Raw genomic sequence first — 16,865 nt, forward strand, 5'->3', positions numbered from 1 at the left:
ACGTTGATAGGCTATAGGTGTAAAGGTTGAGAGACCAAAGCCGAGTAGTACTAATAGCCCGAAGCTTTCCAGGCAGATAGACCTGTTGTCTTCTCTGACTGTTCTTTTTCTTTCAATAACATGTCAATATAATTGCTGATGATTAACTGTTGGTTATTCAGCATCAGCGATTAAAAAGATATTCAGGTGCCTATATCGGCGGTGTCTACCTCTTCCCATTCCGAACAGAGAAGTCAAGCCCGCCAGAGCCGATGGTATTGCCGTAACAGGTGGGAGAGTAGGTCGGTGCCTTTTTTAATACGAAGCCCCTTCAGGAAACTGGAGGGGCTTTTCTGTTTATTTGAAAATAACTAACCGGTAAATTGCAATTTAAGTCGTTTTTATTCCATCTTTACAGTATAAAAATAATATATGAATGTATACGAACTAATATCTATTGGATTATATATGGCGCTGATGGTAGGAATAGGTATCTATTCTTGGAGAAAATCGACAAGTAATTCGGATGAATTTCTGATAGGTGGACGAAAAATGGGCGCCGCCGTAACGGCTTTGTCTGCTGGTGCTGCTGATATGAGTGGCTGGTTATTGATGGGACTGCCTGGTGCGATGTACCTTTCCGGGCTTTCCAGCGCATGGATAGCTATTGGACTAACTACCGGTGCTTTTTTAAACTATGTGATAGTAGCCCCTCGATTACGCGTGTATACGGAGGTAGCCAAGAATGCGATTACACTACCTGTTTATTTTGAGAACCGTTTTCGTGATAAGACACAGTTATTGAAAATTGTATCTTCTATTCTTATCTTGGTATTTTTCACCTTATATACTTCTGCAGGAATGGTCTCTGGGGGACGACTTTTCGAATCTGCTTTTGGAATAGATTATTATACAGGTTTGTTTGTTACAACCTCAGTGGTGGTTCTATATACTTTTTTAGGTGGTTTTCTAGCGGTGAGCTTAACGGATTTTGTGCAAGGAACAATTATGGTTACCGCATTAGTTATTATTCCTATTGTTGTGGTTTCTCAGATAGGCGGACTAGGAACAACATTAGAGGTTATTGAAACAAAAGGAAGCCATTACCTGGATCTTTTGGAGGGAACTACGGCTGTTTCTGTAGCTTCTTTGTTAGCTTGGGGATTAGGCTATTGTGGTCAGCCGCATATTCTTGTCCGTTTTATGGCGATTGATAATATTAAGGATCTTACTAAGGCAAGACGTATAGGAATCAGCTGGATGATATTCACGGTAGGAGGAGCAATGTTGGTAGGTTTATTTGGTATTGCTTACCTCTATCAGTTTGATCAGAATCGTATGCTTGCATTTGACGGTTCGAAGGAAATGGCCGAGACTATTTTTATACATTTATCTCGGACTCTCTTCCACCCATTGATCGGAGGGTTTTTGTTATCAGCTATTCTAGCAGCCGTGATGAGTACGATCTCTTCCCAACTTTTAGTTACGTCGAGTTCAATGACAGAAGATATCTATAAAGCTTTTTTTAATAAGAATGCTTCAACGAAGAGTATGTTGTTTATGAGCAGACTGTCGGTGCTCATTGTCGCGATAGTAGCTCTGCTATTGTCTTTAAATCCGCAGGATAGTATTTTGAATCTTGTTGGTAACGCTTGGGCTGGTTTTGGAGCAGCATTTGGACCATTGATCGTCTTGTCTTTGGTATGGAAGAGCACTACTGCATTAGGTGGCTTACTAGGTATGTTGGTGGGCGGAGTAGTTGTATTGTTATGGGTGTATGTACCGCATAATTATAAAGAAGTTTATGAAATTATTCCCGGCTTTATTCTTAGCTTTTTGACGATAGTCGCTGTGTCTTTATTAAGTAAGCCAGTATCGAAAGAGGTTCAGGATGAGTTTGATGAAGTGAAGAGAATTGTTCAGTCTTAAAAAAGGGAGCTTATTTCAAGCTCCCTTTTTTTATAAAGTCGAGAATTTAATACGACTTGGTTTTGATTGATCGAAATACAGGCGATGTGTATTCTTGATATAATCCTCTGCTTTGGCCTTGTAGATATCCATGAATTGATTTGGATTGCGATCGGTTAAAGGGAACCAACTATGTTGTATCTGTACCATGATCTTGTGACCTTTTTTAAATGTATGGGCGACATCAGGGAGGTTGACTTTTACATTGGTCACTTGTCCTGGAATGAAGGGTTCAGGAGTACTAAAGCTATTTCTGAACTTACCTCTGAGAATTTCTCCGCGGACAAGCATTTGATAGTTTTGCATCACAGTCTCTTTATTGATGGCAGATATAGCGGTCGAGCTATCGGGGTAAACATCGATTACTTTTACAATAAAATCTGCATCAGTACCTGTCATTGATACATGTAGATCCGCTTGTATTGGACCAGCCATGGTGATATCCGTCGATAGAACTTCGGTCTCAAAAACGATGACATCCGGTCTATTTGCTGCAAAACGTTGATCAGCAATCATATATTCTCGCGTACGATTTGTGATTATGCCCTCTTGTGAAGGAATCGGCTTTAACGGATCGCTTACGTATTCAATGTAGTTATCTTGTCCCTGGTTTGGTTTCGGAGTTAACCTATTGTTTTCGTTTAGATAGAGGAACTGTTCTTTACTTTCCTGTGGTGGCCATTGCGTAAATGTTTTCCACTGGTTGCTTCCGGTGACAAAGATATTAGCTTCCGCAGGATTGAAGGCTCCTTTTCCCTTTAAGTAGTATTCAAAAAACGGTAGTTCGAATGTCTCTTGGTAGTGTGTGCTTGTGTTCTGATCGAATTTAATATCTCCAAATGAATCACCTTTGCTACGGACCCATCCTCCATGAAACCAAGGTCCCATTACTAGAATGCTATTGTTCTTTGGATTTCGTCTTTCAATCTGTTTATAGGTTTCAAAAGCACCATAGGTATCTTCGGCATCAAAGAGGCCGCCGACGACCATGACAGCTGGTTTGACGGTATTTAGATGATGTGTAATGGTACGGTTAGTCCAGAATGTATCTAAGGTACTGTGTTTCGCTAGATTGTCCCAAAACTTGACCGTGTGACTTAGATAGTTTGTCTTTAACTCTCCTAGAGTAGGGTTATCAAGAAAGAACTTATACCAATCTTTGGACTCTAAGTTGAATCCTTTAGGTCCATTTTCATTTGTGATGGGGCGTGGGCGTGGAGCGTCAAACGTGTACATGAAACGGAAAGCGTCAATAAGAAATAAAGCACCTCCATGGTGAAAATCATCCCCAATAAACCAGTCGGTCACAGGAGCCTGTGGTGATACGGCCTTAAGCGCCGGGTGAGAGCCGACTAGTGAAGTAGTAGCGTAAAACCCAGGATAAGAAATACCATACATACCTACTTTTCCATTGTTGTTCTTGATGTTTTTAATCAACCAGTCTATAGTATCATAGGTATCTGTACTCTCATCGATTTGCAGTTTATTTTCCTTTGTTCTGGTAGGTCTAATATCTTCAAATGTACCTTCACTCATCCATTTACCACGTACATCTTGGTATACAAAAATGTAGGAAGCAGTAGCCATTTTTTCGAAGTTACCCAAGCTACTTTTATATTTATCCTGTCCATAAGGAGCTACGGTATAAGGGGTCCTATTCAGTAATATAGGATGTTTTACTGTTTTGTCTTTGGGAATGTAGATTGCTGTGAAGAGTTTGGTTCCATCTCGCATGGGGATGTATTCTTCGATCTTGTCGTAATGTGCTCTGATATAGGCTTCGTTTACTTCTTGGGCACAGAGATGGCCAAGAAGTGGAAATAGTAATAGCAGAAGTAGGATTTTTTTCATGGTAACTTGGTTCAAATGAGAATTCAATATAAGTATTTATACTATTTTTTCTAAATTAGAGAAAACAAAATTTGAAATATTATGAGTTTGAAACAAGGCTTTTTGATTGAATTAGAAAGAGAAACAGAAAATACAAGACGTATTGTTAGCAGACTAAAGGATGAGCATCTTGATTGGAGACCGCATGTCAAATCGATGACCGCGGGAGAGTTGGCTGCCCATGTCGTAGAGCTGCATAACTGGGTACACAAGGCTTTGGGGCAAAGTGTGTTTGACTTTAAGAAACATTATACCCCATTCAAACCAACGAATATGAATGAAATTAGCGAAGTGTTGGATCAAGGCTACGCTAATAATGTAGAGATGATTAATTCATTGACAGACGAAGATTGGTCGTCGATGTGGACGCTATGTGCTGGTGATCACGTTATCGCGGAAATGCCAAAAGTTGGGGCGATGCGTTTTATCATACAGAATCACCTCATCCATCATAGAGGACAATTGTCTCTTTATCTACGGTTATTAGATATTCCTGTACCGGGAATATATGGTCCTTCAGCGGATGATTTGAGCAACGGATAATAAAAAAGGCCTCTTGTATAAAGAGGCCTTTTTCTATATAAAATTACGGGAGCTTATTTTGCTAATTCTTCCGCAATAGCTTTTCCGATTTCTGCTGGAGATTCTACAACACGAATACCACACTCACGCATGATTTTCATTTTAGCTTCTGCAGTATCATCTGCACCACCAACGATAGCACCAGCGTGTCCCATACGGCGTCCCGGAGGCGCTGTTTGACCTGCTATAAAGCCAACAACTGGCTTAGTACCATTTTCTTTGATCCAATGTGCTGCTTCAGCTTCCATTCCACCACCGATTTCACCAATCATAATGATTGCCTCAGTCTCAGGGTCATTCATTAACAACTCAACAGCTTCTTTTGTAGTTGTTCCAATGATTGGGTCACCACCGATTCCGATAGCTGTAGTGATACCTAAACCTGCTTTTACAGTTTGGTCTACCGCTTCATATGTTAAAGTTCCTGATTTAGAAACTACACCCACTTTACCTTTTTTGAAGATAAATCCTGGCATGATACCGATTTTAGCTTCTTCTGCTGTGATGATACCAGGACAGTTAGGTCCGATCAAACGAGAGTTTTTGTCGCTCAAGTATGATTTTACTTGGATCATATCTTTCGTAGGAATACCTTCAGTAATACAAACGATTAAAGCAATTCCTGCCGCCGCTGCTTCCATAATAGCATCTGCTGCAAATGCAGGAGGTACAAAAATGATGGATACATTAGCACCAGTAGCATCTACTGCATCTTGTACGGTATTGAATACAGGACGGTCCAAGTGTGATTGACCACCTTTACCTGGTGTAACACCACCTACTAACTGAGTACCGTACTCAATCATTTGAGAAGCATGGTAAGTACCTTCTGTTCCAGTAAATCCTTGAACGATAACTTTTGAATCTTTATTTACTAATACACTCATTGTTCTATTTTTTTGCAGAGCAAATCTACTATTTTGTAATGACTTCCCGAAATAAAGGGCGTGCTAATCCAATTTTTTATAAGAATATTTCATCTTGGTGAGCAAATCCCAGGATACTACACCAACAGTAACCGATACGTTGAAGGAATGCTTTGTGCCAAACTGGGGAACTTCGATGCATCCATCGACATGGGGCAAGAGCTGTTCGTCCACGCCATGGACTTCGTTTCCAAAAATTAAAGCGTATTTTTCATCTTCAGATACGGTGAAATCTGGAAGTGATATCGAACTGGAAACCTGCTCTATGGCATAAATTTTATAGCCTTCCTCTTTAAGGGATTTTATAGCTTCTAGATTACTATGAAAATGTTTCCACTCTACAGACTGGGTTGCACCAAGTGCTGTTTTTTCAATTTCCCGGTGGGGAGGACAGGCCGTAATACCACAAAGTATGATTTTTTCTAATGCGAAACCGTCTGCTGTTCTGAAGGTTGAACCTACATTATGCATACTGCGCACATTGTCTAGAACCAAGACAATAGGTGTTTTCTCTTGCGCTTTGAAGGCCGTTATATCAGTACGGTTCAATTGATCCATTGATAGTTTTTGCATGGCCAAAATTAAGCAGTAAAATATGAAAAATGAAGTGTTTTGCTATTAATGTCTTACTAGCTGGTGGACAGGTGGAAATAAAACTTTAAAATAGATTTTGAATATTGAATAATACTGGTTATTTTTGCAATCCGAATTTAGTATAAAAAATATAATAAAATATAGCTAAGAGAAATGGCAAATCATAAATCAGCGATTAAAAGAATTAGAGCTAACGCTGCGAAGCGTCTAAGAAACCGTTACCAAGCAAAAACTACACGTAACGCAATTAAAAAATTACGTAATACAACTTCTGCTGAGGAAGCTAAAGCGTTATTACCACGCGTAGTTTCTATGCTAGATCGTTTGGCTAAGAAAAATGTTATTCACAAGAAAAAAGCTTCAAATAACAAATCTAAGTTGACAAAATTTGTTAACAAGCTAGCGTAATTTTTCTTACTAAGAATATAAAAAAAGGATGCTATAAGCATCCTTTTTTATTGTCATAAACCTAGGTTTATTTGCTATCCTTCATTTTAAGGATAGTGTTTGTTATAGTTTCTAGTGCCTTTGGATTGTCTTTGTAGTTTTCCAAGTCATATAGCTCTACTTTTCGAAAATCGATTGGGTGGCTTTCTGATTGCAGATAGATATATCCCGATCTAAGCAATTGTCCATCTTTTTTCAGTGCCTCATCATACGCGCTTACATTTCCGCCTCCGATTTGAGGTTTAGCGTATTCTAGAACAGTTGTTCCTTCCAGCACATGTCTTATTAACGAATCTCCGAGTACAACAAAATCGGCTGTAACCCATTGGTCTCCATGGTAAGTCTTAGATGTCGAACCCACACAGTGTGGAGTATATAACTCATTGTGGTAGAAAACATTTGTTCCAGGAGTACAGAGGTTGGAAGTGGTACGCTCTGAAGTCGGGGTCGTGTCTCCGCCTAAAAGCTGACCTTCGATAGATATTGGGAAATCCTGATTTCTGAGCATGCTCTCAGGGGATTGCCCGTGTAGCATAGCGCCACTATTACGCCAGGCCCATCCTTCCCCCCCTTTCGCTTGGTCTCCTACAAAACGATATTCAACGCGTAATATGTAATAACCAAATGGCTTATTATAGGCCAGATGTCCATATTGTTTGTTGAAGTCTTCGTAGCCATCGTACCGTACTTTCAACAGGCCATCTTCAACACGGAATGTGTTTTTATAGTTTTCACCGACTTCATGAAAGCGGATCTTTGCCGTCCAGTCATTGATGTCTTTCCCATTGAATAATTGTATAGGAGCAGGCACTTTTACAGTCTTATCTGTTTGTTTGTTTTGGGCATTGCAGGAAAGGAGCGCAGCCGAAGCAAATGCTATAGTCACGAAATGTTTTAGGTTCATTTGATTAGGGTTATTTAGAGTAGTGTGTTTTGATGTTTAACATAATCGCTAGGCCTTATCCCAATTACCTTATTGAAGGTATTGCTAAAAGTCGGTAGGCTACTGTAGCCCACTCGGAGTGCTACTTCGTTGACGCTTATCTTTTCATCCAATAATAACCGTAGTGCTGTTAACATTCGCAATATGGTATAGTATTGAATGAAGGACATATTGAGCTCTTTTTGGAAAAGGCGAGCCAATGTTCGTTCACTGATATCGAATCGTTGTGAAAGTTCTTTGAAGCTTATATTTTCAGAGATATTCTTTTCGAGAAAAGAAACGATGTTCTTCAGCTTTTCGTGTTGTGGATAAGGCAATGCTAAAGGTAGTTCTGATTGCGATAATTCCGGTAGAATTAATTTAAACGCTTTGGCTATGGAGTATTTGGGTTCTTCAACGGGAAAAATGTTGCCATTCCAGCGATTGGTAAACATGATTAATTCTATCAAAAGATCGTTGACCGGGTATATATTGATTTTGTCGAAAAAGTCCGTGTCTGTTTCGTATTTAGGGAAATATAGATTTCTCATAACCACATGTGAGGAACTCGGATGTATGCTATGTTTCATTCCAGAAGGAATCCAAATGTAATGACGCGCCGGTAGAAAGTAAGATTTGTCAGAGGTCTTGAGAAATACAACTCCGCCCTCCGTATATAAAAATTGCCCCTTTTTATGCAGGTGTTCTTCGATATGATTATCGCCCATCAATGCGTGATGGCAATAGATACTATCGTCAAATGCGTCCACATCGGTCATGTAATATTTGTTTACATATTCCTTTTCCATAGCTTGTTGATTGAGGTATAAATTTCCAGTTTTTTGCTTACAAAACCAAAAAGTAAGTGTTAGCTTACTCTAGAAATGAAGCTAAAGACTGAAATATGAAATCATAGGTTAATCTTGTTTCTTGTTAATGCTTTGTCAATTAGATTCTTAGGCATTGCGTTTGTTGCTTTTGTAAGTTTTGTATGATCTTTTCTTTATTGATTATTAGTGTTTTATGTGGTTTTGGATAGGAATCAATAATTTACTGGCAGAATGTAATAATTTAGATCGATTTTTAATTTATAATATTGTAAATTGTTTGATTGAGAGAAAGATATAAAAAAATCATATTATTATTATAAATAATGAGTGTTGAAAGAATACGTTTAGAAACTTTACGTCATAAAGTGATGACAGCGGAACAAGCTGCTTCTTTTATCCAAAATGGAATGGTCGTAGGGTCTAGCGGCTTTACAAAAGCAGGGGATAGTAAGGTCGTTTTACCTGCATTTGCTGAGCGTGCGAAGAAGGAAAGTATAAAAATAACCCTAATGACAGGGGCTTCACTAGGGCATGATACCGATGGTAAACTAGCCGAGGCTGGGGCTTTGAGTAAACGTATGCCTTTTCAAGTAGATCGGACATTAAGAAATAAAATAAATGCCGGAGAGGTGTTGTTTATCGATCAACATTTAAGTGAAAGTGCAGAGCTATTACATAACGAAAACCTTCCTCCGGTGGATATTGCTATTATAGAAGTAGCGTACATCGATAGGGATGGAAGTATTGTTCCTACTACTTCAGTGGGTAACTCGGTGACGTTTGCAGGATTGGCAAAGCAGGTCATCTTGGAAATTAATACTGCGGTTCCAGAAGAGGTATATGGGATCCATGATATCTATCAAGCAGAGAATTATCCTCATCGTAACGTCATCCCTATTGTTGCTCCTTGGAACAAAATCGGACGTAAAACAATTCCGTTGGATCCGAGTAAAGTAATCGGTATCGTATTTACTGATATCACAGACAGTCCGGCGGATATTGCAGCTCCGGATGCCAAGACATCCTCAATAGCCCGGCATATTCTTGAGTTTTTTGAAAACGAGGTCAAACTCGGTCACTTAACAGATCGTTTGCTCCCTATTCAAGCTGGAATAGGAAAGGTAGCTAATGCGGTATTGATGGGATTTAAGGATAGCAATTTCTACGATTTGACAATGTTTTCGGAGGTATTGCAGGATAGTACATTCGACCTTATTGATTCCGGAAAGTTGAGTTTTGCTTCAGCTTCTTCTATCACGGTATCGAAAGATTGCTATCATCGTGTTTTTGACAATCTTCAGCGTTATCGGGATAAATTTGTTCTTCGTCCGCAAAATATATCTAATACGCCGGGACTTATCCGAAGACTGGGAGTTATCGCTATAAATACGGCTATTGAGTTTGATATTTATGGAAATGTTAATTCAACGCATGTCTCGGGTACAAAGATAATGAATGGAATAGGAGGTTCGGGAGATTTCGCCCGTAATGCCTACCTGAGTATATTTGTAACGCAAGCAGCTTCCAAGGAGAATGCGATATCACATGTATTGCCAATGGTATCACATGTAGATCATACGGAGCACGATGTTGATATTCTAGTGACCGACATTGGTCTTGCTGATTTGCGCGGACTGGCGCCTCGAGAGCGTGCGCAACAAATCATTAATAACTGTGTGCACCCCGATTATAGGGAAGAACTGCAATCGTACTTTGATAGAGCCTGTGCTCGTGGAGGTCATACACCACACTTGCTCGAAGAAGCGTTTAGTTGGCATTTGAGACTAGGCGAGACTGGAACAATGAAAAAATAAACAAAAAGAGTTAAGAGAGCCAATCTCTTAACTCTTTTTTCTTGTATATCGGCGTTTGCGTAAATAGCCTTGTGATAGACCTATCAGCATCAGAATAATTATTGGTAGGGCAACGTTGATAAACTGCCATTTTAGCTTCTCACTTTTAACCATCGCTTGATCCAAGAGACGAAGCTTGATTTCTCTGTTCCTAAGAGAAATCAGTCGTTCATCATTCATCAAATAGTCCACCGTATTTTCTAAAAATATTTTATTAGCATATTGTTGCTCCGTATAGCGATCCCAACCAAGTGGATAAGGCGATTGGTCTTTACTATTCACCTGGTTGATCAACCAGTCACCATCTGCAATGACCATCATTCGTGCTTCCTCTGATATATTTGATAGGTCAACTGCTTCAGTTACACCTGCTGGAGTAGGGCGATTTTGGTAGATATAAGGAAAATGACCGCTCAGAAGAGCTGCTACTGGCTTCGGTGTTGTTCTGAACTTAGCAGGATCAGGTTGTTCTTCTACCATCTGTAAAGAAATCGGACCAGGCGTATTGATTAGCCGGCTGAAAGGTGAGGAATGTAGCAAAATTTCTTTTTTGATACCTGCGGCAGCGATGGTATCTACCGTTCCTACAAATTCAGCCCGTATTCCGTCTAGGTTTTTTAAAATAGCATTATTCCCCGTAGGCATTAAAATAGGAAAGAAGTACCATGGCACCATTTCTATTTGTGTCTGCCTACCGATGCCACCTATGGAGAGTGGTATTTGTGCACAATTTAGATCCGCCAGTATGTTGTAGTTTAGACGTGCGCCGTACAAAAATAGTTGGTCATCTAGGTTCAGTTCTCGGCCTATTAGGGGCTGTGTGCCGTTTTTCTTAAGGTGGTCCAAACTGGCATCGATTTGGTCTATAGCCCAGATAATTGAGCCCCCATAACGCACAAAATAGTCTAATTTATACTTTTCACTTTCAGAGAATGGCGTTTGGGGTTTAGCTATGATCAGTAAGGAAATCTCTTTTAAATTTTTCAGTGGAATTGAATCGAGATGGAGTCTCCCTACCTGTCCTGACGCACCCAATGTCTGCATGGCATCGTAAAGTTCCAGATCGGAAGGTTCGCCGTGACCTTCGGTAAAGGCGATGTAGGGTATTTTATCAATGTTCAATTTTGAAATAGCAGAAGTGAAGGCATATTCTAGATTTTGAACAGAGTTGTTAAGCACCTGTTCGGGAGTCTGCCCCGTTTTATTTTGTAGCAAGCTGACATTGATTTCATGGTCTCCCCGGCTGATAATGGCGGATGGGAATATTAGTTTTTGCGTAAATCCACTTTCCGTTTTTACACTCAGGTTGGTCGGATAGAGACCTCGAGCGATCAATGCTTCGGTATATTCTTTTTGTTCCTCTTGGCTCCCAGCGCTAGGGTCAATGACATTGACCTTTAATCTGCCCTTTGAATAGGATCTTAAGTCGTACGCCATGTCGATAGCCGCCTGTCTTAATCTTTTAAAGCCAGCAGGTAGTTGTCCATCTAAAAAGATAGTAATGTAGGTATCTTCTTTTAGATTCGATACAATATCTTTTGAGGTTTCTGTAAGGGTAAAACGTCGATCTTCAGTAAGATCTATCCTTCCAAATAGTTGAAGGACCAGAGTTTGGTTCAATAGTGTGATTAGAATCAGGAAGCTGAAGTAGACGGTGAGTGTTTTTTTACGGGGTCTAAACTGACGACCTAGATGTCCAATGGACAAGAGTAGGAATAGCGCTTGTACGCTGAGAAAATAGACTAAATCCGTAGCGGTGACAACACCCCGGCTAATAGAGTCGTAATGCGCTAAGATTCCGATATGCTTAACCAAATCCTCGATAAAAAGGAAAGGGTTTAGTTGACTTAGGGCGTCGAATCCATAAAAGAATAAAAAACAAAGGGAGATAGCCAATAGAAAGGCTATGATAGGGTTACGCGTCAGTGCAGAGCAGAAGATCGATATCGCTACAAAAGTGGTCGCTAAGAACAGTAATCCAATGTAAGATCCTACAGTAGCACCTAAATCCATATTTCCTGTGGGATATGCTAAGTAGTAGATGGTTACAGCGTAGACTACGGTCGGGAGTATAGCCAATGATACGATAGTCAGTCCACCTAAGAATTTGCCTATTACAATCTGAGGTAAGGTAATGGGGCGGCTTTGTAAAAGCTCGAAAGTACCATCTGCCTTTTCGCCTGCTATGCTACGCATGCAAACAGCAGGTGCTAAAAAAAGGAGAAGATAGGGGGTTAAAGCGAAAAAGCTGTCTAACGAAGCATAGCCAGCGTCCAATATAGAGGTTTCGGGGAAAACCCATACTAATAATCCCGTGATCAACAAAAATAGCCCTATCGCTAGGTAGCCAATCAATGAGTTAAAATAGCTCGCTATTTCTTTTATATATATACTTAACAACTTGCTCTCGATTAATTTGTTCCGAAATTAGGAAAATGTATGTTAGAAAGCAAGACAGCACGAGTCAGAGACCCATGCTGTTCATATGTGATAAATACCTTTAAAATTATCTGCTTTTACCGGGCAGATAAATCTGGAATCCTAGACTGACTCCCAAGCCGGTCGCTTTATCTCCGACGTTGACATTCGCTTTGGAATAGTTATAGCCTGCCATAGCTTCTAAAGCTACAGTTTGTGTGATAAAGTGTGCATATCCTGCATTGATGCCAAAAGCAAATGATGTACCTTTACCTCTTGAGCTCCCAGCTAACCCAACATCACCTTGACCGAAGAAACGACCAGTAGCGCTTGCACCACGCGGGAAATAATAACGAACAAAAGGGGCGATACCATAATTCCAGTCCGTTTTTTCATCTTTAGCTGTACCTACACCTAAAGTCGCTTGTGCTCCCAAAGCGAGACCGTCCGCAATAAAATAACCAGCTCTAGGATTCAATTGTATATTGAATGCTTCGGATTCGAAGCTATAGCCTAGATTTCCGACAGATCCACCGACCATCCAATTACCTTCTTTTATTGGGGTAAGACCAACATTTGCCGAATGTTGAGGTACTGTTTTAATTTCTTGCGCGTTGGTATACCCAAAAACGCCAAGCATTAAGGCCGCTGTAAGTAGTTTTTTCTTCATATCCATTAGTTTTTAATTATAACAAATTCCATATATCTACAACAATCAAACAGTAATCTTGTTTTATGGGTTTGTGAGTTTCACAAAAATATCTTCCATATGGAGGCCAGGATATTTATCCTCTCTATCTACAGACAAGAAGTGATCTTTTATTTGTCCTTTATGGATAATGATAATTTCTTGGCACAAGACTTCTACTTCTTGCATAATATGTGTCGATAAGAACACCGTCTTGTTTGTTGACAATTGTTGGATTAAAGTACGAATCTCGATAATCTGATTGGGGTCGAGTCCAGTCGTTGGTTCATCAAGAATCAAGACCTCTGGATCATGTATTATTGCTAGAGCTAGTCCGACGCGCTGCTTGAAGCCTTTGGACAGTTGCGCTATTCTCTTGTGCTGTTCAGCCTGTAAACCTGTCATTGCAATTACTTCCTGCACTCTTTGTGTGCTATTTGGAAGGTTATGGAGGCGAGCTTCAAAGTGTAATATCTCTTGCACATACATGTCACTATAGAGTGGATTACTCTCTGGTAGATAGCCAATCGATCTTTTGGTAGACAAAGGGTTTTCTTGGATATCCAGACCATTGATACTGCAGGATCCCTGTTCGATCGGAATGATGCCCGTAAGGATTTTCATCGTGGTCGATTTCCCAGCTCCATTGGGACCTAAAAATCCGATAATGTGATTACTCCCCGTGGTAAACGAGATGGCATCTAAAGCTTTTTGTTGATTATAGCTTTTTGTGAGTTCCCTGACTTCAATCGACATGATTTAATGACGTATATAAGGCGAAGTGATATTTCGCTTTCGGATATAATAATCTAATGCTTTATGCGCTTCAAAGGGACGGTCAGTACTTAACACATCTGCTCCTTTTTCAATATATTCTGCATAGGTTTGGTAGCCTCGCTGTTCTGCTTGTCGATCAAGGTTACCCAATGTGCCCAATATTGTTTTGATGCCATGTTGGTGTAAGGTCGTTACCAGCTCTTCTTTAGGTTGTTGTATCCCTATAAAAGCGATAATTCTATTGTCGGGAATTCCCTGAGCAGCTAGTCGAGTTAAGTCATCTACCGACTTAATACTGGCAGAAATCATCAGATCGGGGTTGATACGATACAATGCTTTAGCTTGTTTGCTGCTATAGGTAATTACCACGCTGTAAGATTGTGCATCGGTCTTGGTAATTACATCGGAGAGCAGTTGGTAGGGGATGTCATTTTTAGCATCTAGGGTAAAGATAACCTTTCCTCTGCCCCATATCAAAGCTTCTTCTAGAGTCGGGATACGATAGGAGGTGACCTTTCCTTCTGGGTCTTTAAGTTTCAGTTCTTTAAGGTCTGTCAGGTTCAACTTATTGACACGGCCTTTACCTGTTGTCGTTCTTTCTAAAGTCTCATCATGCATGAGTACCAAAATAGAGTCTTTCGAAAGGCGGATATCACATTCAATAATAGCAGGCATCTTGTTGGCGAGGCGGCTGAATGTTTCTATAGCGTTCTCGGGATATCCGGCGCTAGGTCCACCGCGGTGTGCACTGACCAACGGATAGGCCGATTCAGTATACGTCAGAAATTGGTAGAGATCCTCTACTGTATTCAGCTCAAAGGTGCTCTTGCTGAATAAGCTGTTTTCCTGTTCCCTAATCTTCGTCTCTGTTGTGCTGCTATTACGAAAACAACCCGTCGCGAAAATCACGAATGAGAGGGACAAAAGATATAGGGAGTTGAATTTCATCAGTCGGTATAAATTTGGTAATGTTTTAGCTGTTGCACAACCTCCTCTAAGGAGGTTTGTATCTGATCCACGCTGACTTGCGCTTGACTATAGAACGGAATCCGTTCTTCCAACTTCGTCTCTATAAATGTGAGCAGCTCATCTCCATTCAGCCCCTTTAGAACAGGTCTTTTGTTGACATCGGATTTGCTGAGCCGAGACCAGAGCGATTTCGGACTGTGTTGTAAATACAAGGCTATCCCATTTTCGACAATCCATTGCATATTGTCAAAAAAACAAGGTGTCCCTCCTCCAGTAGAAATAATAGCGTTTTTTCCTTTTTGCTTCTTCAGAAATTCACTTTCCAGTACTCTAAAGTGAATTTCACCGTGCATGTTAAAGTACTCGGGGATACTCATGCCTATATGAGCTACAATTTCGTGGTCGAGATCAACAAATGGTCTCCCCATGGCGGCAGCAATCTTTTTTCCTAATGTGGTTTTTCCACTTCCCATGAATCCAACGATGAAAATCGGTCTAACCATTACTGCGTTTTTAAATAGGTTTCTATTAACTTTTCTTTGCTAGGGAAAGCATGCTTAGACCATTTCTTTATAACGGTGCCGTTTTGCAGTAACATAATGCCCGGGTTAGAGCGGACCATACTTTTCAGTGGCACTGCGTCTGCATAGAATGTTTCTAACACCAGGTCGAGTTGATCATCGAGGTAGCTGACGTCATTGGCGGAACTAGCTGTTAATAAGATCGCTCGGATGTTAAAATCAGTAGACAGCGCACGGATAGTCTGATTGATTCTATCTAATGCCACTAGATCCGAGGGCGAAAGCTTGGTAACGTCGACACTTGTTACCACAAAGTTGTAATAGGGGTTGTTGATGACTTCCTGCGTTAAGTCATTTCCTTCAGCATCTGAGATGATCAGATCCGGAATAGGTACTTGGTAACCTTTTTTGATAAGTTTTGATTCGGGTTCACCAATGACTTCCCAATTCTCATCTTCCCAAATTTTTTGATCCATATACTCCTTGTCTGTCATCTTTTTCTCTTCATTCGTCGTCTTGTTCTTAAGTGCGTAGATGTGTTCATATTCATCTTGTTCTGCACCTTCAGGTATTTCCATGAGCTTAGGAATATTATTTCCCTCTTTATAGGGTAAAAAATCAACAAAAGGTAAGTAGCTGATAGTGTATATACCGATGCCAAAAGATAGGATAATAACAAAAAAGCTTAAGAGGTTATTGGTGAAAGAGCTGGCAACCAATGGTTCTATTTTTTTTCGTTTGGCAAAGATTACCAAGATGAAAATAAGTAAGATAAGATCCTTGATAAAGGATTGCCATGGGGTCAGTGGAATAGCATCTCCAAAACAACCACACGAGCTTACCACCTCGAAGAAGGCAGAGTAAAACGTAAGAAAAGTGAAAAATATTATTAATAGGAGTAATCCCCAAGCGACTTTTCTACCGGCAATACCTAATACCAGTAAAGCCCCTAGAATGATTTCAAAAGCACAGATAGCTACGGCAATCCATGTGGCATAATCGTTTAGAAAGTTAAGATAGAGCACATGGAAATACTCTTGTAATTTATAGCCAAATCCCATGGGATCATTGGCTTTTATTAATCCAGAAAATATAAATAGGAACCCAACAAACAACCGCGATATCCATAATAGGAAGTCTGGTGAATATTTGTTGTTTTTTAACGGAGCATAGTAGGATGTATTAGACATTTTATTTGTTTTTATCGGCAAAACCCGTTTTAAAAATAACGTAAATAGCATAATGAGCGCACTTTTATTGTCGCTCTCATGAGCATAATTTTATCATATAATTCTAAGAGCCAATGGTTATGATATATAAATCATGGGCAGTGAAATTATAACTCTTTTTGTTTCTAAAAAGGTCTTTATAGCGTCGCATTAAGATGTTTTTTTCTGTATTTATATTCATTTTCTCTAATTCGTATTATTTTTCGATAAAAAACAAATATAGCTAGAAATCTGCTTGTTTGTTAGTCACAAAACTGTATGTTTTGTTTTTT

15 protein-coding genes and 1 rRNA gene are annotated in these 16,865 nt (G+C 39.9%); 5 read left to right on the top strand and 11 right to left on the bottom strand.

Annotated features, from left to right (window positions below; all coding sequences use genetic code 11):
* Window positions 1-182: 182 nt before the first annotated feature.
* Window positions 183-294 (top strand): 5S ribosomal RNA (gene rrf, locus JKG61_RS13740).
* Between the two features lie 117 nt (window positions 295-411).
* The gene (gene putP / locus JKG61_RS13745; protein WP_202103539.1) at window positions 412-1,908 is read left to right on the top strand and encodes a sodium/proline symporter PutP; all 1,497 of its coding nucleotides are present in this window, start codon (window positions 412-414) and stop codon (window positions 1,906-1,908) included.
* Window positions 1,909-1,938: 30 nt separating this feature from the next.
* On the opposite strand, the gene JKG61_RS13750 is transcribed toward putP, so the two are convergent.
* Entirely contained in the window at window positions 1,939-3,798 is a 1,860-nt protein-coding gene (locus tag JKG61_RS13750; RefSeq protein ID WP_202103540.1) for a CocE/NonD family hydrolase, read from the bottom strand.
* Window positions 3,799-3,879: 81 nt separating this feature from the next.
* Here JKG61_RS13750 and JKG61_RS13755 point away from each other — a divergent pair, with 81 nt between their 5' ends.
* Window positions 3,880-4,380: a DinB family protein gene (locus JKG61_RS13755; RefSeq protein ID WP_202103541.1), complete on the top strand. Its 501-nt coding sequence runs from the start codon at window positions 3,880-3,882 to the stop codon at window positions 4,378-4,380.
* A 53-nt stretch (window positions 4,381-4,433) separates the two neighbouring features.
* Here JKG61_RS13755 and sucD read toward each other — a convergent pair whose 3' ends face one another.
* Both sucD and JKG61_RS13765 read right to left on the bottom strand, forming a co-directional pair.
* Window positions 4,434-5,306, bottom strand: coding sequence for a succinate--CoA ligase subunit alpha (sucD, locus tag JKG61_RS13760; protein ID WP_021069224.1), 873 nt, complete (start codon window positions 5,304-5,306; stop codon window positions 4,434-4,436).
* A 63-nt stretch (window positions 5,307-5,369) separates the two neighbouring features.
* Complete coding sequence (locus JKG61_RS13765; protein WP_202103542.1) at window positions 5,370-5,918, bottom strand: RNA methyltransferase; 549 nt, start codon at window positions 5,916-5,918, stop codon at window positions 5,370-5,372.
* A gap of 174 nt (window positions 5,919-6,092) precedes the next feature.
* Between JKG61_RS13765 and rpsT the strand changes: the two genes are divergently transcribed.
* Entirely contained in the window at window positions 6,093-6,347 is a 255-nt protein-coding gene (gene rpsT, locus JKG61_RS13770; RefSeq protein WP_021069222.1) for a 30S ribosomal protein S20, read from the top strand.
* Window positions 6,348-6,414: 67 nt separating this feature from the next.
* On the opposite strand, the gene JKG61_RS13775 is transcribed toward rpsT, so the two are convergent.
* Complete coding sequence (locus JKG61_RS13775) at window positions 6,415-7,290, bottom strand: 3-keto-disaccharide hydrolase (RefSeq protein ID WP_202103543.1); 876 nt, start codon at window positions 7,288-7,290, stop codon at window positions 6,415-6,417.
* 14 nt (window positions 7,291-7,304) lie between these two features.
* A complete protein-coding gene (locus JKG61_RS13780; RefSeq protein ID WP_202103544.1) occupies window positions 7,305-8,117 on the bottom strand; it encodes an AraC family transcriptional regulator in 813 nt (270 codons plus the stop codon).
* Between the two features lie 344 nt (window positions 8,118-8,461).
* Between JKG61_RS13780 and JKG61_RS13785 the strand changes: the two genes are divergently transcribed.
* Window positions 8,462-9,952, top strand: a complete 1,491-nt coding sequence (locus JKG61_RS13785; RefSeq protein ID WP_202103545.1) for a succinate CoA transferase — start codon at window positions 8,462-8,464, stop codon at window positions 9,950-9,952.
* Between the two features lie 27 nt (window positions 9,953-9,979).
* Here the strand turns inward: JKG61_RS13785 and gldG are convergent, their stop codons facing one another.
* The 6 genes from gldG to JKG61_RS13815 all read right to left on the bottom strand — a co-directional run bounded on the left by gldG (window position 9,980) and on the right by JKG61_RS13815 (window position 16,554).
* Window positions 9,980-12,391, bottom strand: a complete 2,412-nt coding sequence (gldG, locus tag JKG61_RS13790) for a gliding motility-associated ABC transporter substrate-binding protein GldG (protein WP_202103546.1) — start codon at window positions 12,389-12,391, stop codon at window positions 9,980-9,982.
* A gap of 106 nt (window positions 12,392-12,497) precedes the next feature.
* Window positions 12,498-13,079, bottom strand: a complete 582-nt coding sequence (locus tag JKG61_RS13795; protein WP_202103547.1) for a porin family protein — start codon at window positions 13,077-13,079, stop codon at window positions 12,498-12,500.
* Window positions 13,080-13,142: 63 nt separating this feature from the next.
* Window positions 13,143-13,853 (bottom strand): ATP-binding cassette domain-containing protein, encoded by a 711-nt coding sequence (locus JKG61_RS13800; RefSeq protein WP_202103548.1) that lies wholly within the window; start codon window positions 13,851-13,853, stop codon window positions 13,143-13,145.
* Window positions 13,854-13,856: 3 nt separating this feature from the next.
* Complete coding sequence (locus JKG61_RS13805) at window positions 13,857-14,822, bottom strand: glycerophosphodiester phosphodiesterase family protein (protein ID WP_202103549.1); 966 nt, start codon at window positions 14,820-14,822, stop codon at window positions 13,857-13,859.
* Entirely contained in the window at window positions 14,822-15,346 is a 525-nt protein-coding gene (locus tag JKG61_RS13810; protein WP_202103550.1) for a shikimate kinase, read from the bottom strand. Before JKG61_RS13810 ends, JKG61_RS13805 begins: the two co-directional genes overlap by 1 nt.
* The gene (locus tag JKG61_RS13815) at window positions 15,346-16,554 is read right to left on the bottom strand and encodes a BT_3928 family protein (RefSeq protein ID WP_202103551.1); all 1,209 of its coding nucleotides are present in this window, start codon (window positions 16,552-16,554) and stop codon (window positions 15,346-15,348) included. Before JKG61_RS13815 ends, JKG61_RS13810 begins: the two co-directional genes overlap by 1 nt.
* Between the last annotated feature and the right edge of the window lie 311 nt (window positions 16,555-16,865).

Origin of the sequence: Sphingobacterium faecale, assembly GCF_016746095.1 — a bacterium.
Lineage (GTDB): Bacteria > Bacteroidota > Bacteroidia > Sphingobacteriales > Sphingobacteriaceae > Sphingobacterium > Sphingobacterium faecale.